The organism is Snuella sedimenti (assembly GCF_016428595.1).
Classification (GTDB): Bacteria; Bacteroidota; Bacteroidia; order Flavobacteriales; family Flavobacteriaceae; genus Snuella; species Snuella sedimenti.
On the sequence record NZ_JAELVQ010000036.1, the window covers coordinates 1 to 25,135 of the forward strand.

21 protein-coding genes are annotated in these 25,135 nt (G+C 35.4%); 5 read left to right on the plus strand and 16 right to left on the minus strand.

Going from position 1 to position 25,135, the window contains the following annotated elements; all coding sequences use genetic code 11:
- From JF259_RS16675 to JF259_RS16695, 5 genes are all read right to left on the minus strand, one after another.
- The coding region (locus JF259_RS16675; protein WP_199116846.1) for a hypothetical protein at positions 1-2,752 on the minus strand (2,752 nt) is incomplete at its 3' end.
- 59 nt (positions 2,753-2,811) lie between these two features.
- Positions 2,812-7,620 carry a T9SS type B sorting domain-containing protein gene (locus JF259_RS16680; protein WP_199116847.1) on the minus strand — a complete coding sequence of 1,603 codons (4,809 nt, stop codon included), beginning with the start codon at positions 7,618-7,620 and terminating at the stop codon, positions 2,812-2,814.
- A 148-nt stretch (positions 7,621-7,768) separates the two neighbouring features.
- Positions 7,769-10,483 carry a T9SS type B sorting domain-containing protein gene (locus tag JF259_RS16685; protein WP_199116848.1) on the minus strand — a complete coding sequence of 905 codons (2,715 nt, stop codon included), beginning with the start codon at positions 10,481-10,483 and terminating at the stop codon, positions 7,769-7,771.
- Positions 10,484-10,651: 168 nt separating this feature from the next.
- Positions 10,652-11,476: an ABC transporter permease subunit gene (locus JF259_RS16690; RefSeq protein WP_199116849.1), complete on the minus strand. Its 825-nt coding sequence runs from the start codon at positions 11,474-11,476 to the stop codon at positions 10,652-10,654.
- A gap of 8 nt (positions 11,477-11,484) precedes the next feature.
- Complete coding sequence (locus JF259_RS16695) at positions 11,485-12,393, minus strand: ABC transporter ATP-binding protein (protein ID WP_199116850.1); 909 nt, start codon at positions 12,391-12,393, stop codon at positions 11,485-11,487.
- A gap of 112 nt (positions 12,394-12,505) precedes the next feature.
- Between JF259_RS16695 and JF259_RS16700 the strand changes: the two genes are divergently transcribed.
- Positions 12,506-13,564, plus strand: a complete 1,059-nt coding sequence (locus JF259_RS16700) for a hypothetical protein (RefSeq protein ID WP_199116851.1) — start codon at positions 12,506-12,508, stop codon at positions 13,562-13,564.
- 18 nt (positions 13,565-13,582) lie between these two features.
- On the opposite strand, the gene JF259_RS16705 is transcribed toward JF259_RS16700, so the two are convergent.
- The 5 genes from JF259_RS16705 to JF259_RS16725 form a co-directional block, all read right to left on the minus strand.
- Positions 13,583-14,098 carry an IS1096 element passenger TnpR family protein gene (locus tag JF259_RS16705; RefSeq protein ID WP_199116852.1) on the minus strand — a complete coding sequence of 172 codons (516 nt, stop codon included), beginning with the start codon at positions 14,096-14,098 and terminating at the stop codon, positions 13,583-13,585.
- 37 nt (positions 14,099-14,135) lie between these two features.
- Positions 14,136-15,086, minus strand: a complete 951-nt coding sequence (locus JF259_RS16710) for a COX15/CtaA family protein (protein ID WP_233164352.1) — start codon at positions 15,084-15,086, stop codon at positions 14,136-14,138.
- Positions 15,087-15,222: 136 nt separating this feature from the next.
- Positions 15,223-15,387, minus strand: coding sequence for a four helix bundle protein (locus JF259_RS16715; RefSeq protein ID WP_199116854.1), 165 nt, complete (start codon positions 15,385-15,387; stop codon positions 15,223-15,225).
- A gap of 42 nt (positions 15,388-15,429) precedes the next feature.
- Positions 15,430-16,860 (minus strand): CCA tRNA nucleotidyltransferase, encoded by a 1,431-nt coding sequence (locus tag JF259_RS16720; protein ID WP_199116855.1) that lies wholly within the window; start codon positions 16,858-16,860, stop codon positions 15,430-15,432.
- A 65-nt stretch (positions 16,861-16,925) separates the two neighbouring features.
- Entirely contained in the window at positions 16,926-17,486 is a 561-nt protein-coding gene (locus JF259_RS16725; protein WP_199116856.1) for an L-threonylcarbamoyladenylate synthase, read from the minus strand.
- A gap of 74 nt (positions 17,487-17,560) precedes the next feature.
- Here JF259_RS16725 and JF259_RS16730 point away from each other — a divergent pair, with 74 nt between their 5' ends.
- Entirely contained in the window at positions 17,561-18,325 is a 765-nt protein-coding gene (locus tag JF259_RS16730) for a lipopolysaccharide kinase InaA family protein (protein WP_199116857.1), read from the plus strand.
- Here the strand turns inward: JF259_RS16730 and JF259_RS16735 are convergent.
- On the minus strand, positions 18,296-19,075 hold the full coding sequence (locus JF259_RS16735; protein WP_199116858.1) for a glycosyltransferase family 2 protein: 780 nt from the start codon (positions 19,073-19,075) through the stop codon (positions 18,296-18,298). The genes JF259_RS16730 and JF259_RS16735 overlap by 30 nt on opposite strands.
- Before the next feature lie 53 nt (positions 19,076-19,128).
- Here JF259_RS16735 and JF259_RS16740 point away from each other — a divergent pair, with 53 nt between their 5' ends.
- Entirely contained in the window at positions 19,129-19,959 is an 831-nt protein-coding gene (locus JF259_RS16740; protein ID WP_199116859.1) for a glycosyltransferase family 2 protein, read from the plus strand.
- Here JF259_RS16740 and JF259_RS16745 read toward each other — a convergent pair.
- Together JF259_RS16745 and JF259_RS16750 are read right to left on the minus strand one after the other, a co-directional pair.
- A complete protein-coding gene (locus JF259_RS16745) occupies positions 19,956-20,996 on the minus strand; it encodes a CDP-glycerol glycerophosphotransferase family protein (protein ID WP_199116860.1) in 1,041 nt (346 codons plus the stop codon). The genes JF259_RS16740 and JF259_RS16745 overlap by 4 nt on opposite strands.
- A complete protein-coding gene (locus JF259_RS16750) occupies positions 20,996-21,676 on the minus strand; it encodes a phosphocholine cytidylyltransferase family protein (protein WP_199116861.1) in 681 nt (226 codons plus the stop codon). The genes JF259_RS16745 and JF259_RS16750 overlap by 1 nt, the downstream gene beginning before the upstream one ends.
- 252 nt (positions 21,677-21,928) lie before the next feature.
- Here JF259_RS16750 and JF259_RS16755 point away from each other — a divergent pair, with 252 nt between their 5' ends.
- Positions 21,929-22,546 (plus strand): adenylyltransferase/cytidyltransferase family protein, encoded by a 618-nt coding sequence (locus JF259_RS16755; RefSeq protein ID WP_199116862.1) that lies wholly within the window; start codon positions 21,929-21,931, stop codon positions 22,544-22,546.
- A 7-nt stretch (positions 22,547-22,553) separates the two neighbouring features.
- Here JF259_RS16755 and JF259_RS16760 read toward each other — a convergent pair whose 3' ends face one another.
- Genes JF259_RS16760 through JF259_RS16770 form a run of 3 tightly spaced genes read right to left on the minus strand, consistent with a single transcriptional unit; the run spans position 22,554 to position 24,363 of the window.
- Positions 22,554-23,138 (minus strand): LicD family protein, encoded by a 585-nt coding sequence (locus tag JF259_RS16760; protein WP_199116863.1) that lies wholly within the window; start codon positions 23,136-23,138, stop codon positions 22,554-22,556.
- On the minus strand, positions 23,128-23,520 hold the full coding sequence (locus JF259_RS16765; RefSeq protein ID WP_199116864.1) for a hypothetical protein: 393 nt from the start codon (positions 23,518-23,520) through the stop codon (positions 23,128-23,130). The genes JF259_RS16760 and JF259_RS16765 overlap by 11 nt, the downstream gene beginning before the upstream one ends.
- 27 nt (positions 23,521-23,547) lie before the next feature.
- On the minus strand, positions 23,548-24,363 hold the full coding sequence (locus JF259_RS16770) for a 2,3,4,5-tetrahydropyridine-2,6-dicarboxylate N-succinyltransferase (protein WP_199116865.1): 816 nt from the start codon (positions 24,361-24,363) through the stop codon (positions 23,548-23,550).
- A 326-nt stretch (positions 24,364-24,689) separates the two neighbouring features.
- Here JF259_RS16770 and JF259_RS16775 point away from each other — a divergent pair, with 326 nt between their 5' ends.
- Positions 24,690-25,001, plus strand: a complete 312-nt coding sequence (locus tag JF259_RS16775) for a hypothetical protein (RefSeq protein WP_199116866.1) — start codon at positions 24,690-24,692, stop codon at positions 24,999-25,001.
- Positions 25,002-25,135 lie beyond the last annotated feature (134 nt).

Here is a 25,135-nt window from a genome sequence, read left to right on the forward strand (position 1 = left end):
TCAATGGATTGGGCAGTGTTGGACTATCGGTCACGGCGTTTCCGTTTTCGTCGATATAGTTGTAATAGATCTCCATGGTTGATTGCGTGCCCAAAATAGTACTTGTAAAGCTTGAGGTATTGAATGGGTATACGCCATCATTGTCATCATCCCCGGCATCCCCGTCACAGACAACTTGGTCTGCAACCGGATTGGCAACTGGTTGGACATCCACGATAAACTCTAAAGTCGTTTCGTCATAGCAAGGGCCATCGGGATCACTGGTGTTGTTGTTGGTTAACCGGATAGTAATGGTCTGGCTGTCTATTAAAAGCATATTTGACAAAGGACTGGTTACATCGTTACCATTAAAGTCCTTTAAGGGGTTGCCAGAGTTGTCAAAATAAGTTATGGATACATCATTATAGGATTGGCCTCCCAACAGGGTAGCTTCCACAGTAGAGACATCAAAAGGGTAGGCTCCGTCAAAATCGTCGTCACATTGTCTGTCTACCGCAACTGGATTAGCTACAGGCAAGGCCTCTACAATTAGTAAACCGGGAAACGTTTCCAGTCCCAAGCAATCGTTGTTCAGATCACTTTTAACGCGAACCCAAATGTCTTGGCTGTTTGGTGAATTTTCATTTTGGTGATTTGCCAGATCGGTTATTTCGTTGGTCTCCAGTTCGGCATCTGCCTGGCTTTCGTAAAGGTGAACGGAGGCATTGAATGTTGAAAACATAACATTTTCTATGTGGTCTTTAAAATCAGACAGATCGAAGGTGGCAACACCATCCCTGATATCCATGCCGTCATCGCATTGATGGATCGGATCGGGATTATAAAGTGCTAAAGCACCACTATAGGGATTGACCTCTAGGGTTAATGGAACAACTCTAAAGCATCCATAGTTGTTTTCAACACGTATGTAAACGGTTTCAGGGACAAAGCCAAGGGCATCTTGGTATGCTTCGGGAGTGGTTATCGCAGTGCCTTTAATTTCTGCTTCGTTCTGGTCTTCGTAATAAAAGAAAGCCAGGCCTTCATCACCATGATTTGGATTGATTTCATCTTTAATGCTATCCAAAGTTAGATTAAATAGTGCCTGTCCATCGTTGGAGGCATCATCACATTGCGAATAGGTACCGGGATTATTGACCACGGGAAGTTCGAACACTTCAATTTGAAATGCCGTATCCCCATAGCAATCGTTATATTGGTTATTGGTAACCCGTACATAGATGGTTTGTCCGCCGGAAGTCGTGTTTTCAAAGGAAGAAGGATTGGGGATTAGGCTGGTATAGGTGTCATCAGAATAATAAGAAACCGTAAAATCAGCGGGATCCTGTCCGTTTAGGATATCGGTTTCCCTTTGGGTTATATCGAACACTATAAAGCCATCGGTATCGGTGCCTACAGATGTGTTGTCGCATTCTTCTAGCGGCATAATACTTGAAGCATCCAAGGGGAAGGGCGTTTCGTAAACTTCCAGGTTAAAGCTCGTTGTCGCAAAGCAAGTGGTGTTCGTGTTGTTTTGAACCCTCGCATAAATAGTAGCATTGCCGCTTTCAAAAGGGCTTGTTAGTGGGGCACTTCCCGATTCTGCTAAAGCTTGTGATGTATGGTAGGTGATTGTTACTCCGTTGGTATTATTTATTAGGTTGCTTTGGGACGCTAAGTCAAAAAACACAAGTCCATTGTTGTCATCATCGCATAATTGCATGGTAGAAGCAGTATTGGCATAGGTGCGATAGTAGGAGATGGGCTCTGTAAAGAAATGACACTTTGTATTGAGAAGGTTGTCTGGGTTATGAGCGAATTTAAGCCTTAACAGATAAAAAGCGTTTGAGCTGGGAATGGTATAATTTAAAGTATTATTTATTTCACCAGCTATGTCCGTCCATACGCCTGATGCTGTAGACTCTTGCCATTGCATGACAAAAGTATTGGCAATATTTGCGGAAATACTAATGGAGGTATCATTAGGATTGGTAATGCAATAGGTTTCATTACTTATTATGTTACTTGTAACAGTATCGGTAATGTCGATTTGTGGACCACAGGGCCTTACTTCTATATCATCAATGGCCAAGTCGTTTCCTGCTACACCGGAGACGTTATTTTTTAACATAAAGTAGATGTTTTCAGTTCCTGTTGGTACGGTAAAGACCAAACTTTTACGATGCCATCTGTTTGCGCCTACGCCTTCTATTGGACCGGTATCAGTTTGAACAATGCTACCAATGTTTTGGTCGTTTGCATCCGTAAAGCCTATTATTAGTTTAATATTAGGGTCTATGAAATAATCGGGAGCGTTTGTTTTTGCGAACCAGGCGGATAGTTCGTACTCAATATCGTCGCATAAACCATCTATCTTTTGAGCATAAAATACATTGAGATCTTCTTTTGCATCGCAATAGTATAAATAGCCATTAGGGTTGCCTGTATGATCCCGGAAACTATCATTCCATCCAGCACCACCGGGAGCGGCATCCTTTGGGTCTTTCATGATGCCGTATTGGTCTTGCGAAACACTGCCTGTACCGACATAGGTGTATAAACCGGCTGGTCTGTAATTGGGGTGTACATTCGTATTGGGGTCTTGGTTTAAGGATGGTCCCAAACGGTTGGTGCCTGAGCCAAAGTTTTCAACAAACACGGGGTCTCCTAATGAACATGTGGTTTGCGTATGGGAATTTTGAGTGAAAAAGAATAAAATTATAATAGAATTTATTATAATTTTAAAATGGTTGTTAATGGTTTGGTTTTTCAATGATTATACTGTTAGCGTAGCTAACAAATATATAACTATGCTTTTAGTAATCAAAGTGCCTAGCGTTTTAATGCAAAATGCCCTTTTAAGTCGAATGCCTCACCATCTTTTTTAACTTTTGCAAAGAACCAATAATCATCTGCTGGCATATTTTGACCGTTAAAAGTGCCGTCCCAACCGACAGAAGTGTGTGGTAAGGTTTTAAGCAGTTTTCCATAACGATCATAAATATAAATGACTGTTCCCGGAAGTTCTTCAATGCCGACTATATGCCAGTAATCAAAAGCGCCATCGTTATTAGGTGTTACAAATTTAGGAGCATCGATAACAATTACTTCTTTACTTACATCGTTACAACCATTTAAATCCCTTACGGTAACCGTGTGTAACCCAAGCCAAACATTTTCAAATACATTGGAGGTTTGAGGTTCACCATCATCCAGGATATAGACATAGTCTCCCATGCCGCTTACATCGACGGTAATGCTGTTAGGATCGGCAAAGTCGACGGTTGTCGTAAAGTTTATGGTAGCTGCTTCAGATTCTATTAATGTGAAGTTTTTTGTGTGGATACAGCCATTAGGAGTGGTTACTGAAACCCAATGGGTGCCTAAGTCATTATCATCAACTGATATTACGGATGTTGTAGCACCGTTCCACCATAAATAGGTATCGCCTTGATTACCTGTATCAGCATTCAGGGTTCTGGGAACGTCTCTACTACACAATGCTTCGGTTTCGTTAATAGGAATTAAGGGCAACGGGTAAACGATGGTATTAAATTCAGTAAGGGCATAACACTCGGAACTATTGTTTTCTACACGTACGTAAATGGTATCTCCATTAGTTGCTTCGTGTAATGTGTCAAGTCTGTTGGCGTCAGCTTCAGCATTGTCGAAGGTGTTATAATAATAAACAGAAAAGTTATTTGGATTCTGATTTCCTAATATTGTTTGTTCATATTGTGTAAGGTCAAATTCAAAGTCTCCGTCAAAATCATCATCACATTCAGTAAGGTTTGGAGGTCTGTTGGCAATAGGGTTGGTGTTTATTTGTAATGTAAAAGAGGTAAAAGCTGGACATCCGGTAACAGCATCTTCGACTCTTGCGTAGATGGTATAGCTTCCCGGACTTGTATAACTAAATTGCTTGTTGGTATATGTCCCTGTATTGTTTTCGGCGTTAGCTTGAGAATCATGGTAGCTTATAGTGGCATTGGTACTACTGTGAATCAAGAAGGTGTCTACCTGACTTAAGTCGTAGGTGTTGTTTGGGGTTTGGCAATCAGCAACTGTGTTTATATCTAATAAAGTTGGAGGTAGGTTAACCTGTAAGTCTAAAGTGGATGAATCGAAGCAGCCTGTATCGACTTCAGCTTTAACATAAATCGTTTTGCTCGTACTTATGGGATAATTGGTTAGCTGTGCGGTTGGTATTTCTGTTATTAAATCAACATCCTCATAATATGAAATGCTAACATCGCTGAATCGTACATTTTCTATGTCGAATACGGCGTTGTTTAAATCGATGGTTGTATTACCATCGTAATCGCTATCACATACAGGTGCTATTGAAGCTGAAATAATGTGAGGTGTTGGAAATGTTATAAATCTAACTTCTTCAACAACAACACAAGTGTTTCCTGTATTTTCAATTCTTACATAGAATTGTCCTTGGAGTGCTTGAGATGTATATTGATCAGGTAACGGCGTACCAGTGTTGTTATAGGCATCATTTTCAGATAAATAAAATTCAATGCTTAAAGTATCGGTACTTCCTTGTGCTATTTCTTGGCGTTTGGCTTCAAGGTTAAATGTGTGGTTTCCAGCAGTGGTTTGACATACTGGAGGGAAGTCATCAAAGTCTCTGTTGTAATCAGGGTTAGAAGCGATTTCTAAAGTAAAGGAGGCCGTGCTGTTACAATCTGGATCTGTTATATTTTCTACACGAACATAAATGGTTTGTGCTCCAGAACTAGCGTAGGGACTGTGTTTGTCAATAGGGTTTGCAAATGCTGCGTCTTCATAGTAAAAGACTTCTTTGCCGCTTTGACCATTTAATATTTCACCGTCTTTGTCGGCTAAAATAAAGTTGGTCGATGTAACGCCTTCATCTACACATATTTGATAAGGGACGATGTTAGGGATTACCGGAATTGTATTTATTACAACATCAAAAGAAACAATATTAAAGCAACCAGGTGGGGCTATTGTTTGTACTCTAACATAAATAGTTCTAGAAACAGTGTTGTAGGATTGCTCGTCTAATGCGCCTACATTATTAAGAGCATCGTCATAAGATTCATAAAAATCAATTGAAAGACCTGTGGGGTCTGATACCACTTCCGAAATTTTATCATCAAGGCTTATTGTTGCTGTGCCAGTATTGTTACAAATTACAATATTGGAAGGCTGATTTACAGTGGGAGCCGGAACGACATTCACCTCAAATTCATTGACCGTATAACAATTTGTAGTGGTATTTTCAATTCGAGCATAAAAGGTGTTTGATGCTGAGTCGTAATATCTTGGTAACTGGTTTGTGCCAGAGTCAGCATCGTTGGGATCTAAAAAATAGCGTACGCTAAAGCCAGGGACGCCTCCAGTTATTTGGGGATCTAGAGAGTCGAAATCAATGGTCGTAAAACCATCATCATCGTTGTCGCAATAATTTATAGGTTCTGTATTTGGGAAGGTAACAACTGGGTTAATACGTAATAAGACTTCTGATACTTCAGAGCAGCTACCATTTTCAAGGTTAATGTAAAGGATAACGTCGTTTGATATGGTTAATGGTGAAGAGGTATCTATGGCTCCTATGTTGTTATCTCTGTTGTTTTCAGTATGATAAAAGGTAACGGTAACATTGGGGAGGCCGTTTGCAATAACAGATTCTAACGGATTTAGATAGACATCAACGCTCCCATCATTGTCATCGTCACAAAAAGCAAAGCCTAATTCTGGTATGTTTGTAGCGGTTAATAAAAGATTGGTATGTATTTCTATAGGTATAATGGCATAACAGCCTGTTGTGCTGTCTTCCAGTCTAACATAAATAGTTTGTTCTTCTGGATTTGTATTTTGATAGTTTGTAGGATTTGAAATGGGGTTAGTTCCTGATTCGGCATCACTTTGACTTGTATGGTACGTAGGGGGTAAGAAACCGGTTTCACCATTCAAAATGGTGTTGATAACTTCTGTCAGGTTAAAATTAGATGTGCCATCGTGGTCTGCATCGCATGCATCAATGTACTGAGTATCTCTAATAATACCTGTATTACCATTTGTTATATTAAGATCCAACGAGCCAGTCGCAATACAGCCTGTCATTGTGTTAAGAACTCTAACGTAAAGCGTTTCATTGGCGTTTGAGTTTACATAGGGTGGAGGGATTGGGCTGTTACCATTAGCAGCATCTAAAGGTGTATAGTGGTAACTTACATTAAGGTTTGCTTGACTGTTTGTGAATTCATTATCTTTTTCTCTTAAGTCTATTTGTGTGCTATTGTCCGGAACGTTGTCGTTATCACATACATCCCAAGTTACCTGTTGGGTAATTGTTGGTGGATTATTGACTTCCAGAGCAATAGTGCCATAAATAACACAGCCTTGATCGGAATCTTCTACACGAACATATATAGTACGGGAACCGGATGGTATTGGTGATGTTATGTTACCGGAATCGTTTCTAGCATCAGCATCTGTATAATAGTAGGCAATGGTATAGTTTGCCGGTAGGTTAGGAATGGCATTGATAACATCTTGGTCTTTAGTTGAAAGATCAAATATTTCCTCTCCATCACCATTATCATCACAGAGCAAATAAGGTGCTATGGGGTTGGTGGTGAGTTCACTATCGATGGTAACGTTGACTTCGTCCGATATCGTACAGCTAACGCCATTAATATCAATATCAACTCGATACAGACCGCTTAATGAGGCATTTATTGTAGGATTGGTTTCTCCAGAAATAAGTCCGCCATCTCTATACCAAGAATAGGTAGCTAATGGGTTTTGTATTTCACCGTTAAGTATAACATTTCCCGTGCAGCTACTAATAGCGTCGCCAAGTTCTAATTCGGTAAAGGTATTGGCTTCAATAAATACTGCGGTGTCATAGGAAGGGTCGTTACCTTGGTCGGCAACTATTAGTTTTACATGGTATTGTACGTTAGGTGTTACGTTACTTGCTGCGGTAAGAACAGTTGTTCTACCATTGTAATTTGTATCACCAAAGCTATAACCGTCAAAATAGGTGTCGTTGGCAGCGGAACACTGGGTTAAAATTTCATCATGGATATTATTGACTGTTACAGGTGTATTGGTTCCCGGGATAAGGGCTATATTTTGATACGGCCCTGTACTTGTACTTTCCCGTATTAAAAAGGCAAAACCGTCGGACGAATTACAAGGGTAATTGGCGTAATACTCTTCGGAAGCCAATAAGTAATTAAATTGTATGTTGTCTGAAAGCGCGATAAAATCAAATTCTATAACGGTGGCATTTACAGTGTTACTAACGCCTAGTGCTGTTTCTATATCGGGATCGGTACCCCAACCAAGTGTACCATCACTTAGGTCTGTTGTATTTGAAGTATTACCAGCTGAGGCAGCATTTCCTGTAGTGAGTAGGATACCACTACTTAACGGAAAATTGGAGTTGCCTCTTTGAAAAGAACCAAAACTGGAAAAACCATCTGTACTGCCATTAAGAGACGAAGTAACATTGGAAATTTCCACACAGCCATCGGCTAAATTATTTTCTATAAGATCTTGAACAGGAATATTATTATCAACAGTAATTTGTTGCGACAATGCTACGTTATAACAGCAAATACATGTAATCAAGATAAGACGGATCGATCTCATACTAAAGTAGGTTTCTCTTTATTTGGTGTTTTAGGCATAAATAGCACCGTTCCAACGGATTAATTCAAGGCGAAAAATAGGTATAATTTAGATGAAATGCAAAAAAAATCAGATGAAAAGTAATTTTGGAGGGTTTTTTGGCAGAAAATTATAGTTTTAGGCTAAAATGATCTTTAACGACTCTACCATCTTGTAGTTTAATTACAAACCAATAATCGTCTGACGGTAGTTTTTTGCCATTAAAGGTGCCATCCCATCCCTTGCCAAGAGGATTTAATTGTTTTAATAATTTGCCATACCTGTTATAAATAAGGATTTTAGTGTTTGGTTGGAACATATTAGAGATTCCATATACTTGCCAGGTATCATGAAAGCCGTCATTATTGGGCGTAAAGTATTTCGGGAAGCCGATAACCGACACGGGCTCTTGTACAGTGCCACAATCATTTTTTACATCCTTTACAGAAATAGTATAAATTCCGGGAAAAACATTCTCAAAAGTAGGATTTTCTTGGAAAGGTTTGTAAACCCCACCGTTTTCATTTAACAGCGCATACTCGTATGTACCTTCTCCAGAGACCGTTACAGTGATTGTGTTATTCGGAGAGACGTCAACGACTTCTATAGATTGAAAGCTAGCAGTATTTGAAGCTTCAACGGTGATGGTTCTTGTTTTAGAACAGTTATTGGAGTTTGTAACCTCTACAGTATACAAACCGGGTTCATTAACAGGTATTTCGTATGTGCTTTCTCCTGTAGACCAGAGGTACGTATAGTTGGAGGATTCGCCAATGCTAATCCCTGCATTTAAACTAATGGTTTCGGGGTATTTATTAAGACAGTAATATGTTAAATCTTCAGTAATGATTTCAGGTAATTTGTTAACTTTTAATTGTACTTCGCTAATACCGTAGCAGTTATTTGCATTTTCAACGCGGGCGTAAATGGTTTGGGAATAAGGAACCGTATTAGTGTAGGTTGTTCCGATATTGTTTAGCTCGGTTAGTGCATCTTCGTAAGTTTCAAAATAGGAAATGTTTAAACCACTGGGGAGCCCAGCAATGATTAAAGTATCTGCCTCGCTTAAATTAAAAACATGAAATCCGTCTTCGGTACCATCATCATCGCAAACGGCAGGGAGTTCTACATCATTGGAATCTGTAAGACTAACGGAAAGGGTTAATTCGCAGGTATTGGAACACCCAGTGTCGTCGTTAATAACTTCAACGTATAGGGTTTGTGGATTGCTTGTATTGTTGAACGCATTGCTATTTGTTACCATATTGCTCATGGATGCGTCCAAATAGAACACGGTGGAAAGGTTTGTTACATTTCCCGTTAGTTCTTCATTGGCTTCATTAAGATTGAATAGCGAAATTCCATCCTTTAAACCATCTTCGTCGCATTGCAGAAGCGTTGTATTAAAAGCTTCTGGGTTTTGATTAAAACTAACATAGGCTTCTCCTTCAATTGGACAGTCTCCATTATTACGATCAATAAGCACCTCGTAATGACCACTTTCTGTAATTTCAAGCTGGTATGTATTTTCACTTAAAGTAGCGCCATCTTGTTGCCATATATAAGTAGCGCCAGTAATATCTTCAGCTTTTAAAGTATATGAATCTTCTTCACACAATAGCAGGCTTACAGAGCTTTGTCCGTTTTGAATGATATCTATTTCTATATTAAAAAATGATGTAATAAATGGAGGCAAACCTTGTGAAGATTCAAAGGGCGCTAAGTTTATTGCGTTGTGCTTATAGTTGCTAGATGTACCTATTTCGTTAGGATTATTTATAACTCCAAGAAAAGGCGACCCTTGTTCGTAAGTAATGCTTAGAGCTCGATATATTTTTCCATCGGGTCCTAATTGAAGACCGCCTCGATACATCTGTCTTTCTTCTATTGTTATTTGACTGTTTTGTATGTCGGCAACCATTAAATCAAATTGTGTTAAGGTAGATTGATGGTTTGCAGGGTTATTATCGGCTGCACTTTGAGAAAAAAAATCGTTTGAAGCGCTTACGTATAATAGTTGACTATTGGGAGAGAATTCGATGCCATAGGGATAGATGCCTCCATTTCCTGATTTTATAGTGAGGGCGGTGTTGTTAGAGAGCTTTCCCGATGTTGCATCAAAATCGTATATATACATGCCATCCCTTACATTGGCACAAGCTACTTTGGATCCATCTGGAGATAACTTTAAATACCCTCTGGCATCTCCTATAAGTGTTTGGAAAGTTGTTTTTACGGAAGTTGAATTAACTCCAGATTCACTAACTTCAAAAGCATGAAATGTATTGTATGTGTTTTCAGTTCCATCTTCAGAGGCAAATGTCATGACCCAAATTGATTTACTAACACAATCTTTTAAAACAGCTGTTAGTTTTTCTGAGCATTTTTTGAGTAAGGGCATATTTTTAACTGTAACAGCTCCTAATCCACCATCTGATGTGATGTCTACGATAGAATAATTCAAGCCTAGATTTACATTTCTTTGGTTTCTACTATCAACAGTAAAAATATAATAGATGTTTGGATCTTTTGGTTTTGGTACAATGATGGCAGATTGTGTACTGGAGGCATCTCCATATAATCCAGAGCCATTTTGCATTAAATTGTGATTTTTATTCCAAACATTAGAACCATCGGTGTAGAAAAGTAAGTTGCCGAAGCCATCTGAAATAGAAGCACACCCTTCGTTGGTAAATAATTGTCCGTCAGTAAGTTTTGTAATGTTACTATTGGCCTGATTAAATTTTATACCGGCATTATATCCAAAATACCAGTTTGCAGCTTCATTTTGAGCGAAAGTATTTAGGTTTACAAAACAAAATATCAGAAGGATAGCCTTTTTCACGCATTTGAATTTTAATAATTATTTTATAATGAAATTAATTATAAAATTAAGAACGCATGCAACCACTACGTTCCCTCACTAAAACTTTCATACATTCTTCAATGTGAAAAAATGTATAAAATTATTAATGTTCATTTCATCTTTTAATAGCAATAGCTATCAAAGATATTATAAATCCCGATGTTTTAATAATCTATACGATAAAAAGACGAAGAGAGCAGTCCAGCCCATAACGATTGCAATTTCATGCCAATGCACGGCATAATCGTACGCTAAGGTTTCTTTATCTGGAAATTTAGACATGGCTATACGTTGAAAGGGTTGATCTATGAGTTTGTGCATGGATTTTAAAGGGAAAAAATTCTGTATTTTTTCGGCTATATCAGCATTGAACTTCCAAGTAATAAGGCCAAATGTAATCCATTCCAAAATAAATAATATAAATAAAAAAGCTAGAGCAAAAGCAGAACGTTTTGCTAATATGCCAAAGAATAGGCATAAACTGAAGAAGCCCATAAGTTTAATGAAATAGGCTAGTAAGAATTCTGTTTCTTGAAAAATGATAGAGGCTTCTGTGTAACTTGAATAGTAGAGTCCAATGCATAATGAAAGTAAACAGATTAGTAGTGAAGACACTAAAGAAAAGAAAACAATGGTATAGAATTTAGAAAGAATAAATTCCTTTTTACTTAGTCCATCGATCAAATTTTGTTTAATGGTCTTGTTGCTATACTCGTTACCGATCATACTAACAACTACTATTGCAAAAAAGAATTTAAACTGGGCAGCAAAAAAGGTTGTTAAATGCCATATAATGGGGAAATTAAAGATTCCCAACTCTCCCAATTCCAATGTGAAAAAGCCAAAAACATTAATCTTTAGGGAAGAAAGAAGAATGATGAAAAAGGGAAGGATAAACGAAATAAAAATAAGGACTTTACTCGTTTTATTAAGTAATAGTTTTTGTAATTCTAAGTTTAAAAGACGTAGCATGTAGTTAATTAGATAGTTGATGGTTGGTTATCCGTTAGTTGGAGGAATTGCTCTTCAAGACTTTCTTTTCGCTGTATTAAGTAGCTTAATACAATGCCTTTATCAAACAGTAGTTTGTTAAGCGTTTGGGATTCCATGGGTTCATTTAAAAAAGCTCTAACGGTATTGCCTTCTATTTTAATTGTTCCAAAGGCAGGGTGTTCTTTAAGCGTTTTTGTTAAATCAGGGATGTTGTCACACTGTAATTCAAAAAAACCGTGACTGGAAATCATTTCATCTACGCGACCGGAATATAGTTTTACGCCCTTACGCAATACCACAACATGTGAACATACTTTTTCGACTTCATCTAGCAAATGGGAAGCCAATAAAATAGTTGTGCCTTTTGCAGCAATATTCTTAATGATTTCACGTATTTGATGAATACCTTGAGGATCCAAACCATTGGTGGGTTCGTCTAAAATTAGAATTTCAGGGTCGTTTAATAGTGCCGAAGCAATAGCTAGACGCTGTTTCATACCCAAAGAGTACGTTTTAAATTTGCTGTTCTTGCGTTCTAAAAGTCCAACTATTTTAAGTTTTTCGTCTATGTTGTCGTAAGCAACACCTTTAATTTTACACACTAGTTTTAGGTTTTGTACAGCTGTCATATAAGGGTAAAAGTTTGGGCGCTCAATAATGGCTCCTACCTTTTTTAAAGCATCATGGGTTGATGTTTGCCCATCGAACCAATGAAATTCGCCATGTGTTTTGTTGACAACGTTTAAAACAATTCCCAAAGTAGTCGATTTGCCACTACCGTTAGGTCCTAATATGCCATAAACATTGCCTTTGTTAATGGTAAATGACAAATTGTTAACAGCAGTTATATGCCCAAATTTTTTTGTTAGATTATTAATTGAAAGAATGGGTTCCAAGGTATAAAGTTTGTGTTGAAACTAAAATTAGTTATGGTTATTCGACGATGCTGCATTCATTTTGTTACAAGTATATTGATAAAAGCTTTAAATTTGACTAATTCGAATATTTATGCAAGATCTAAAGATATCTAAAAAGAAGCCTTCATACCCTGTAATAGACAGATTACATAATTATCTTACGGAGTATAACAGAAATATAAAAATACCTATATTTTATGATGATTTATTGCGTTTTCAAGGATCGGTAGTTGTTTATGATAAAGAGGATAACGATACCCTTTGGATTCGTGTTTATTACGATGAGTTTGAACGGGAAGAGATCGATCTGTCATTAAAAAAGGTTTACACTATCCTACATTCTGATGGTAATGAGAGTACCATTCCATTTCTTAATGTGGACGCCATAGATTATTGTACGTTTGGAAATTCAAAACCTTTTAGGATAAAGATCCGGAATGTTTTAAATGATAATTACACCTATTTTTATGTAAAAACAGCAGATGCGTCACGTATTTATGGACTAGAACTAGAGCATATGTTATCTCCCTATAATTTAAATTTTTTGGTGTATAAAAACACCTTAATAGAAGAGCATATTACTGGTATTCCGGGGGATGAGTTTATAAAGAACATGTTGCCCAAATGCAGTAAAGCCGAAAAATCACAAATAGCCAAGGAATTTGTAAAGTTTAATGAACGGTGTATGATTAGGCTTTTGGGCGATATGCGTTCATACAATTATGTAATTGTTCCCACACACGACTTCGATCATGTGGTATATAAGATACGTGCCATTGATTTTGATCAACAATCGTATGAAGGTAAGTTTAATATTTACAGACCACAGTTTTTTAAGGAAAATTTAAAAATGGTTGAATTGGTTACTGATACCATACAAAAGCTATCTATAGATCAATATAAAATAGAAGAGCGTTCTATACTTGTAAAGCGTTTAAAAAGTTTTCACGGAAGAATAGACAAATTGTTGAATTGTATGGTTTCCGATTCTATTTCTAAGGAAGAACATATTGCTATGTTAAAATCCAAAATTTTTGAATATACTCAGGATGTTAAGTTTAAGCGTTGTAAGGGCATGGGGGAAATTCTAAAGCGATCTTTAGAATATTTAACCCGCAATTATGAAAATGTAAAAATTAAAAATTTATAAGCACTCTTTAAGCAACTCTTAATTCCAGTTTTCATCGAAGTCAAAAGTATCGTAATCGTCGATATCCAGCCCATCGTCAAATTCATCGAAATGATCTTCTGTGTCATCCGCATGAAATGATTTATCTGGAGCTACATCTGGAATTTGTCCATGAACAAACATTAGGTTAGGGTAGTCAATGCCATGGGTTTCTTCAACAACTTCTGCCAATTCTACATAAAAAGTCCACATGCTCAAAAAATCATATACATATATAAGTTTTGTTTGCTTTTCGTGTACAGTATCACTTAGACAGGTTTCGTTCATTAAGCGTGCGTGGTTATCGTCGCTTAAATCGAATAACGAGATTTCTTCACCTTGATTCCATTGGTCGTCACTAAGATAAAACGAAGCCATTTCAGTGCCATCAAAACCAAAGGATTGTGTAATTATATTGTGTAAATCTTCAAGTGTATCTGTGTCACGAATTTCTAAATCCCGGAACACATCATCTTCAGTATCGTTATCTAAAATAACTCTAAATCTATAGATCATGGTGAAAAAATTATGCTACAAAGGTATACTTTTTAGATTATTTGCTGAAACGATGCAGTGTAAATGTCATAGCTGTTAGTAATAAAAATGCACCTATCTGGTGTGCTATGCCCAGCCAAAGCGGTACGGCATAGATTATAGTGAGTACTCCTAATAAAAACTGAAATAAAACAAAAATTATTAAAGCACTAATACCTGTATTTTGAGATGGCGTAAGCGACATATTTTTGGCCTTAAGCCAAATAACTAAAATAGAGGCAAGTACCAAATAGGCTATCATTCTATGAACAAATTGCACACCACTAGGATTCTCAATAAGATTCAGATAAAAAGGTTCTAAGATGTAAACAGTTTCATGTATAAACTTGTTTTCGTTCATGAGTGGCCAATGGTTATGTAATAGACCTGCTTTTAGGCCGGCGACAAATGCACCATAAACTATTTGAACGATAAGTATAAGATAGCTTACAATTATCAAGTTCCTAAATTTAATGTTTATCTGTTTTTTATTGGGATATAATAAATCTAAAGCAACCCAAAGGGTAGCTGCAAAAGTTAAAAATGCTGTCGTTAAATGGGCGGCTAATCTAAAATGGCTTACGTCTGGCATATCGACCAAGCCACTTTTAACCATATACCAACCTAAAAAGCCTTGAAAGCCTCCTAGTACTAATAAAACTAAACATTTCTTGACGGTCTTTTGTGTTAGCTGTTTGGTAGCTAAAAAATAGATAAAGGGGATAATAAATACTAAACCAATAAGTCTACCAATTAAACGGTGTAACCATTCCCAAAAGTAAATACCCTTAAAGTCTTCTAAGGTAAAATGATAATGTAGTTTTTGGTATTCGGGAAATTGTTGGTAGAGTTCGAAGGCCTCTTGCCACTCCGTTTCATTTAGGGGCGGAATGGTACCTGTTATTAATTTGTAGTTGGAAATGGATAAACCAGAATCGGTGAGCCTAGTGATACCACCTATAACTACCATTATGAAAATTAATGAGCAACCAGTAAGTAACCAGTAAACCACTTTTTTGTTGTCTTTTTTGTTTTTCAAAGTTTCAGAGTTTCAAAGTTTCAAAGTTCCAGAGTTGCAGAGTTTTAATGGTTAACGTTTTAGTTTTTTAATAAAACTGGTTAGAATGCGATATAGAAGAACGTTTGATTTGCGAGGTTAAAGCGTATAATTCGTAATTGGGAAACAATTTCGTTTCAGAATAAATTTTAGTCACAAAAACCATGGATTTTTGCCAGATGAGTAATTTTCTAAATGTCTTTGTATTTTCCATAGTAACCCAAATTTATTAGTTGCTTTTTTAAAGCTTTGTAACTTAGGGGCTTTGTTGCTTAGTTACTTTTAAACCTAATTTTTTTCCTTTTTTTAGCATGAGTTGATAAGCAGCTTCATATTCGTTAGGTATGTCACCTTCTAATATGGCTTCTTTTATAACATCTTTAATAATTCCTATCTCGCGTGATGGTTTTAAGTTGAAGGTTTTCATAATCTCCTCTCCAGAAATTGGTGGTTGAAAATTACGAACATGGTCGCGTTCTTCAACTTCAACGATTTTCTCACGAACAATTTTAAAATTGTTGTGGTATTTTTTGAATCTTTTAGGGTTTTTGGTTGTGATATCTGCTTCGCATAATATCATTAAATCCTCTACATAGTCACCAGCATCGAAAATTAAACGTCTTACAGCAGAATCTGTAACAATATCTTGAGCCAATACAATTGGTCTAGAGCTCATAAATACCATTTTTTGAACGAATTTCATTTTATCGTTTAAGGGCATTTTTAGCCTCTTAAACAATCGAAAGACCATTTTAGAGCCTTCAAACTCATGTCCGTGGAAGGTCCATCCAACTTTTTTGTTGAATTTTTTTGTTGGGGCCTTGCCTATATCATGTAGCAATGCAGCCCATCTTAGCCAAAGGTTATTGGTGTTTTTCGCAATATTGTCAACAACTTCAAGTGTATGGTAGAAGTTGTCCTTATGCCGTTGTCCTTCAATTTCGTCAATGCCTTTTAAGGCTGTTAACTCAGGTAGGATAAAATCGAGAAGTCCTGTTTTTTCTAATAATAAAAAACCAATGGAAGGTATCTCGCTTTCAAGTATTTTATTAAGCTCAACGACGATACGCTCTTTGGTTATTATTTTTATGCGCTCTTTATTCTTTTTAATTGCTTGTAGAGATGTTTCCTCAATTTTAAAGTTTAACTGGGAAGCAAATCGTATGGCACGCATCATGCGTAACGGATCGTCACTATAAGTAATGTCTGGATCCAATGGTGTACGGATGATCTTATTGTTTAAATCTGAGATACCATTAAAAGGGTCAAGTAAATCTCCAAAATCATTCGAATTTAGACTTAAGGCTAAGGCATTGATAGTAAAATCACGACGATTTTGGTCATCTTGTAATGAGCCACTTTCAACAGCTGGGTTTCTACTGTCTTCGGTATAGGATTCCTTACGGGCTCCCACAAATTCAATTTCAATATCCTCATAACGAAGCATAGCGGTACCATAGGTTTTGAATACCTGCACTTTGGGAGTGTTATGAAGACTTCTTGAAACGTGTTTTGCAAGTTTTATACCATCTCCTATAGCAACAACGTCAATATCTTTTGCGTTACCTCGGTTTAAAGCGAAGTCGCGTACAAATCCCCCAATAACATAAGCATCCATTTGTAAGGCTTCTGCCGATTGCGAGATGATTTTAAAAATAGGGTGTTTTAGAGCTTGTTTATGATTCATAATGATCAAATTTCAAGCACCAAATTCCAATTAATATTGGGATTTGGAATTTGAAAATTAGCATTTTATTGTCTTATAATTTTTACTTCACCATTATTTTTCAATTTAATGATTGAAGATGGCTTGGCACAGATTTTTTCTTGGTGCAAATTTACAACATAGTCTACACCTTTTAAAATAGGTGGAGCTATTTCTTTAAATGATTTTGGAGTTGGTTGTCCGCTTATATTTGCCGATGTCGAAACGATGGCTCCGTTAAATCGTCGTAATAGTTGAAAACAAAAATCATTATCCGGGATTCGAATAGCAATCGTACCGTCTTCGGCAATTAAATTAGCTGCCAGGTTTTGTGCTTCGTCATAAATTATTGTTGTTGGAGATTCGGCAACCTCTATGATGTTGAAAGCCACTTGGGGCACAGTTTTCACATACTTTGTTAACATTCTGTCATCTGCGACCAGACAGATAAGCGCTTTGCTGTCTTCACGTTCCTTTAGTTTGTAAATTTTGTTTACAGCATCAGGGTTATTAGCATCGCAGCCTATGCCCCAAACGGTATCGGTAGGGTAGAGTATAAGGCCGCCTTCTTTTAAGACTTGAACGGCACTGTTTATTTCTTTATGCATGGAATAGAAATTACTTTTGATGGCAAATTTAGTATTAGTTTTTTACATTGTCTAAATCTTTGTAATATTGCCAAATGAAGAAGGTTTATCATAGCCAATACGAAGCATTTGGTACGTCAATAGACAATCTAATAATGGATTTTGACAGTGCGGGGGAGTCTATCAAAGATTCTAGGAATAGGTTAAAGTTATTTCAATTAAATGGACAAACCATAAACATTAAGGCTTTTAAAATTCCTAATATTATAAATCAGCTGGTTTATAATTTTTTTAGAAAAAGCAAGGCACAACGTTCTTTCGAGTATGCTAATAAATTATTAGCCTTGGGGATAGGCACACCAGCTCCTATAGCCTACTACGAATTTAAGACACCGTTGTTATTTAAAAAAAGTTTCTATGTAAGCGAACAATTGGATTATGATATAACTTATAGAGAGCTTACAAAAGACTTTAATCTACCCGATTACGATATTATTTTAAGGGCATTTACAAGATTTACATATACCTTGCATAAAAAAGGGGTTCATTTTTTAGACCATTCACCAGGGAATACTTTAATTAAGAAAAATGAAGATTCTTATGATTTCTATCTCGTGGATTTAAATAGGATGAAATTTGGAAACATGGGGTTTAAATCTCGTATTAAGAATTTTTCCCGACTTACAATTCATAAATCCATGGTTGAAGTGATGAGTGATGAATATGCTAAATGTACTGGTGAGGACTATGGTAAAATTTTTGAGTTAATGTGGAAGGAAACGGAAGATTTTCAAGAACGGTTTTACCGTAAGAAGCAATTGAAAAAGCGATTAAAGTTCTGGAGATCGGCTACTAACTAATCGTTTGAGTTCTCGGTAACGATAATATACCCCATAAGCATTTAAAGTACATATTGTATAACCAGCTTTTCCATCCAAAAAGCCCAATCTAAAAAAGTAGTTTATTACAAATTTATAAAGTGGTTTTAGGTAAAAATGGAATGCATTGGGCTTTTTACCTTTTTCAAAAAGTTCCAAGGCTTTTAACTTAGCATAGTGTTCGGCTTTTGCTTTATAACTATTGTAATCACTAAAGGAATAGTGGAGCATGGTATTTTCAAGTGTTTTGCTATTGCCTTGAACTTCTAGAAGTTCATGAACAATCCTGTCCTCTTTATATTTAGCAGTTCCCTTTATAAACAATCTAAAAACAGCGTCTGATTGTAATCCGCTAAACTTCATAATTCTGTCTTCAAATACAAAGTTTCTCTTAAATTTAAATGCTACAAAATTATGTGGAAACTTAGTGGTGTTTAGTATTTCGGTCTTTAAGTTTGGAGAAATACGTTCGTCGGCATCAATAAATAATACCCATTTACAATTAGCTTGTTTGATGGCGAAATTACGTTGGTCGGCAAAATTTATAAATTCGCGCTGTAGCACTTTTACATGTTCCATGGATTTTAACCTTTCATAAGTACCATCTGTACTAAAGCTATCGATCACAATAATTTCATCAGCAAAATTAATATTGTCAATCACAGCATCAATATGCTCAATCTCATTATACGTAATTAGTAGTGCAGAAATCTGGGTGGAAACGTCTTTCAAAATAAAGTATGTAGTGTCATTATTAGTAGGTAAAAATAGTTAATTTTGTTGCAATGAGCACATTTAAAGCATCCGTAATTATCAGTACTTATAATCAGCCAGAATGGTTGGAAAAAGTACTTTGGGGTTATGAACAACAAACGGAATCGAATTTTGAAATTATTATTGCCGATGATGGATCTAAAGAGACGACTAGAAAGCTTATTGATAGATTTGTTGCTACATCTCGATTAAAAATAGCGCATGTTTGGCATGAGGATAATGGCTTTCAAAAAACGGTGATTTTAAATAAGGCCGTTTTAAAAACGTCTTCGGATTATGTAATCTTTACAGATGGCGATTGCATTCCTAGAAATGATTTTGTTGCTACACATTTAAGATTAAAAAAGGAGAACTGTTTTTTATCTGGAGGCTATTTTAAATTACCTGAAACTATTTCTAAGCTTATTTCTAAACAAGATATTGTTAACCAAACTTGTTTTGATTTGAGTTGGTTGGTAAAGAATGGCCTAAAAAAGAATTTTAAGGCTAATAAGTTAACAGCTAAAGGTTTTAAGGCTTGGTTGTTAAATACGTTTACACCAACTAAGGCGACTTTTGATGGCATGAATGTTTCCGGATGGAAAGCATTGGTTTTAGCCGTGAATGGTTTTGATGAACGTATGCAATACGGTGGTGAGGACAGGGAAATTGGAGAACGGTTAATGAATAAAGGCGTTAAATTCAAACAAATACGTTATAGTGCTATTTGCGTGCATTTATACCACGAAAGGCCTTATAAAAATGAAGCAGTTATTTTAAAAAATAAAGCAATACGGTCAACAACTAAAAGGCAAAATGTAACTTTTAGCCATTATGGTATTGTTAAAGACAAATCTTCTTAGGGTTTTCCAAACATGGAATGAATTTTTAAGCGTCTCAAGAATGAAAGTTTACGCTTTTTAGGAACACCATTGGCTTTAATGTATTGAATGGTTGATTCCACCATTCTTAAAGCGGACTTGCCATCTTGATATGGGTGAAATTGTTCATTAATAGCTTGACGGCTTTTGGCGTAAGGGTCCTCTTTTAAGTTATGGTCTACTAGGTTCACCAGATTGTTGTAATCGTCGGTATCGTACCAATGGTTGTTAAAATCGGAAATATTATTGAAGGTTATTACGGGTTTATCCAACAGTAAGTATTCATAAATTACCGATGATGTGTCACTAACTAAAATATCGGCAATCAATAAAAATTTAATAATATTTTTTTCTGTTTGAAAAATAATATTTTCCACTTCCTCAGCCAAGGTTTTGTAAGTTTCTATCCACTGCGCATCCATTAAGGGGTGAAACTTTAATAGAATAACGTAGTTACTGTTTTTAGCCAATTCTTTTATTTGATTAACTAAAAAAGGAGCAGAAGTGAGTTTGGGCGAGAAGGTTGGTGCATATAGAATCACCTTTTTGGCGTTATGCTTTTTTAGTAATTCTTCTTTTTCCTCTTCATAACGTATTTTATCGGTTGCATACACATCTAGCTTGGGCCATCCTGTTTCAATCACATCAAAGTTGCGGTGTATACGTTTTAATTCATTAAATTTTTTAGTGAAATAAGGCCCTTGTGTAAGGTACAGGTCAAAATAATGCCGAATTCTAAAATGGCCTTTTTTCTCTCCGGCCAATCCATGAAAAACCTGAACTTTCAGCCCTCTTAAATAGTATGGGACTTCATTACCGGGGACAAAAATGGCGTCGCTTGAAAAAGCCTTCAATTGGGCTACGGAAGTAGTGTAATTATCTTCTCTATATGGAAAGTCCTTAACTATCTTTTCTGTAATAAACCAAAGGTAATCATAACCCCTGTCCCTTAACACTTCTTTAATGGGGTTTAGAATACCAAATGCATAATTATTTTGACAAAAAAGAATAACCTTCATTACAACAAATTATTTACACTTTCCAAATCTTCAATAAAGTCGATTTCCATGCAATTATAGGCTGAGATATCTACAGCTTTTACTTTTAGGTTGTCTTTTTCTATAGCAAGTTCCAATCCTCTTTCAAAATAGTCATTATCATCACACTCTTCTAGTCGATCAATAAATTTCAAAATATCATCGGATGAAATAAAGTTAATACCTACGGCTTCTCCTAAGCCATTCTTTACAGTTTTTGAAAGTTCGTTAATATATCCGTTTTTTAGTGTGTATTTAACTTCTTCTTCTGCAACTTTACTAGTGTTTACAGCAACAAATGATTCGTTGGCATCAATAAAAGGGTTTAAGACATTTAATAATTTTTCATCAAAAACCACATCACCATTAAGCCAAAGTACGGATTTGTCTCGGTGCTTTTTTAATGCTTGTAATAAACTCTTAGAGGTGTTGGTACGATCAAAAAAGGGATTGTAAACATAGGTGAGTTCGGGAAAACGCTCCATGATGAGGTCTTTTTTAAACCCTACCACCACATTAATATCATCAATATTATATTTTGAAGCAATATTATCGGTTTGCATTCTCATGATGCTCTTCCCGTTCTTTAGTGGGGTTAATGGTTTTGGAAATGGGTTACCTAGTCGAGAACCGATGCCAGCAGCAAGGATGATTATTTTCATGCAGTAAAATGGTTTTAAAAGAATAAGACAATAGATTAGTTAGTTGCCTTATTACTTATCGCTTTTTCCTTTTGGAATTAGGAATTCTACCGCAAAGTTAAAATAAAATTAAAATTACAGTAATATTATGATACTTCATTTAGTAAATAACACTTTACTTTTTAATGAAGGTTATTTTATTATAGTACAACTAGAAACTTGTTAGGTTTAAGGATTTTTGTAGTTTTGCGCTGAACATAAATAATGTGAAAAATGCTTCAGGATATTGATATTGACCTACTTGAGTTAAGATTTGAAAAATGGGACATTAATTTTAATGAATCTGATGAATCAATTAAAGTGACAGGAGCTCTTGATAACTGTTCAAATGAACTATTCGAATTATTAAAGGAAATATGTCTTGTCAATAAATATAATTTAACTATTGAGTTGAGAAATGAAAACAAAATTAATGTCCTTGTAAAAAAAGGGGGTAAAAAAAAGAAGTATTTTAAAATGTATACTTCAGGTTGTTTTGATATTTTTCATTATGGACATTTGAATATTTTAGAAAAGAGTAAGGAGCTTTGTGATTATTTGATTGTAGGAGTATCTACTGATGAATTGATAGAAAAAGAAAAAGGTAAAAGACCTATTATACCTTTTGAGGAGCGTATAAAGTTAGTTAGGGCTATTAAATTTGTTGATGAGGTTATTCCGCAAGTAGACAAAAATAAGCAGCGAATTGTTGATAAGTATAATATTGATGCTATTTCTGTTGGAGATGATTGGTTGGGCAAATTTCCTAAGACTAGTTGTCCAGTAGAGTATTTTTCTTATACAGAGAATATTAGTAGTACGATAATAAAAAACACGTTACAATTGCTTTAAAGTTTATTTAAATTAAAGCATTATCATCTTTAGATGTATTCCAGTCTTTAACAGTTTTTTGCCAATTACCATAGCGATATTCTAAATATTCATCTGTTAATTTTGGAATTGAATAACAATAGCCTTTGAAGTTGATAATTTTAAAAGATTTATAAAATTTACTTGGAACCGATTTAATTTTGTTGTCTATTTCCCAATAGGTATGTTCATTTTTAGGGTATTTAATAAAAACATCAAGACATACAATTCCTTTAATTAATCCAAAAAAACGACGTTCACGAATTTTAATCATACGAATATCTTTTTGTTTAAATGGAGGAATTGAATTTTTAAATTGACGAGTCTTCACTCTATATTTTTTTTTCTTTAGCGTTTTAAAAAAATCATCAAATTTATGCTTTTCATCTATCATTATTGATATATCAATATCATTATCCCAAGGAAGCAATCTGTTTTCTCTTCTTAAACCTAATAAGGTGCCACCTTCAAGCCAATAGTTTATATTACAATCATCTAGTATTATAGCAACATTTTTCAGCATTCTTTCTGCTTCTAGCATATTCTCTCCTTCTAAGTTAATATTATATGCCATGATCGTATAGGTTAGAATCTAGAAATAGTTTTAATTTATTTATGGGGTCTTTAGGTTTTAACCAAAAGCATTTGATATGTATTGATTTAGCAGATTTTATTGCATCTTCATTATGCTCAATATAAAGAACGTCTTCTGTAGTAAGGTTGTATTCTGAGAATAATACTTTAAAGTATTTAGGATTAGTTTTGTCAGGTCTATGATATAAGCTAAAAATAGGGTATGGCATATTTACAATGCCGAAAGAAATTAATTCATTTCTATCGGCATTGGTAACAATAATTTTTTGATGAGGGTAACTATCTAGAAGTGTCTTTAACTCTTGATTGATGCCATTTTTAGAGACAAGAGTATTCCATGCATCGATCAAAATAGTCTTCATAATAGTTAAGAGGATTAAATATTTTACTTATACTGCTACATCATGTTCGCGCAAAGCGTCGTTAAGTGATGTTTTTTTATTTGTACTTTCTTTACGTTGTCCAATAATTAACGCACAAGGGACATTATAATTGCCTGCAGGGAATTCTTTGGTGTAACTACCAGGTATAACAACCGAACGTGCTGGTACTTTTCCTTTCATTTGAATGGGTGTATCTCCTGTAACATCAATTATTTTTGTTGATGCCGTTAAAACAACATTCGCTCCAAGTACTGCTTCGGTTTCAACATGAACACCTTCAACAACAATACAACGCGATCCAACAAAAACATTGTCTTCTATAATAACGGGAGCAGCTTGTAAAGGTTCTAAAACGCCACCAATACCAACACCACCAGAAAGGTGGACATTTTTGCCTATTTGTGCACAGCTTCCAACGGTAGCCCAAGTGTCGACCATAGTACCTTCGTCTACATAAGCACCAATGTTTACATAACTAGGCATTAAAATAGTGCCTTTGGAAATGTAGGCACCATGTCTTGCTACGGCATGCGGTACTACACGAATGCCTTTTTCAGCATAACCGCGCTTTAAAGGTATTTTATCATGAAACTCTAAAGGTCCTGCCTCTATAGTTTCCATTTTTTGAATTGGAAAATATAAAACAACAGCTTTTTTTACCCATTCGTTAACTTGCCAACCGTCGGCAATTGGTTCAGCAACCCTAAGTTCACCTTGATCTAGTAAACTTATTACTTTTCTAATTGCAGTTGTTGTCTTATCATCATTCAAAAGTGCTCTGTTTTCCCAAGCTTCCTCTATAATATGTCGTAATTCTGTCATGTGTAATTATATTTTGGGCAAATATAATGTGTAAGATTTAAAAACAGGAATGAAATGCAGATAATGTGTATTTTGTCAGGAAAGTGAAGTATGATTATCCGCTTTTTTTGGCTTAGAAAGCTGTGTTTTTTCCTTGAATGTATTAATTAAATAGGTGAACAGCACAGTAAGGGGTTTTTGATCGGTAAAAAGGTTGTTTTTATCTTATAATCGGTGAAATAATGCACATTTTCTAATAATCGAAAATACAGTGAGATACAACTATTTTTTTATGTTGGCGGAGGATCTGATTCTATATTTGAATCGTTAAACAACCCCAAATCAAGATGAGAACAAATTACTTCATATTAATCGTTTTACTTTTTTCTTTTTCTTTTGTAAATGCACAAACAAATACTGTTGATGCTGATGCTGATAAATTGGTAGTTGTTTCTAAAGAGGTTAAAGAAAAAGCTCAAGTAAGTGATTCATCTAATCTTTCTGAAAAAATAGAGGATTCCTTAATTATAGATATCAACGCTGCTAAAGAAGAGATCGCTAAAAGCACAAGCGATATAAGAACATATTTTAACCGTTTGAGAAATGTAGATAATATTAAATTAATATTCCCAAAGATAAATAAAGCAAGAAAAGCTTAAATTGTAGATTGACCATTAGTAGTGATGCGTTTGTTAAAGTTTAATTCTCTAAAAATGCAGTAAATACAACATATACGATACGTTCTTTGATTTTTTGATTTGATTTACAGAATAACTTTGGTCAAAACCAAGGT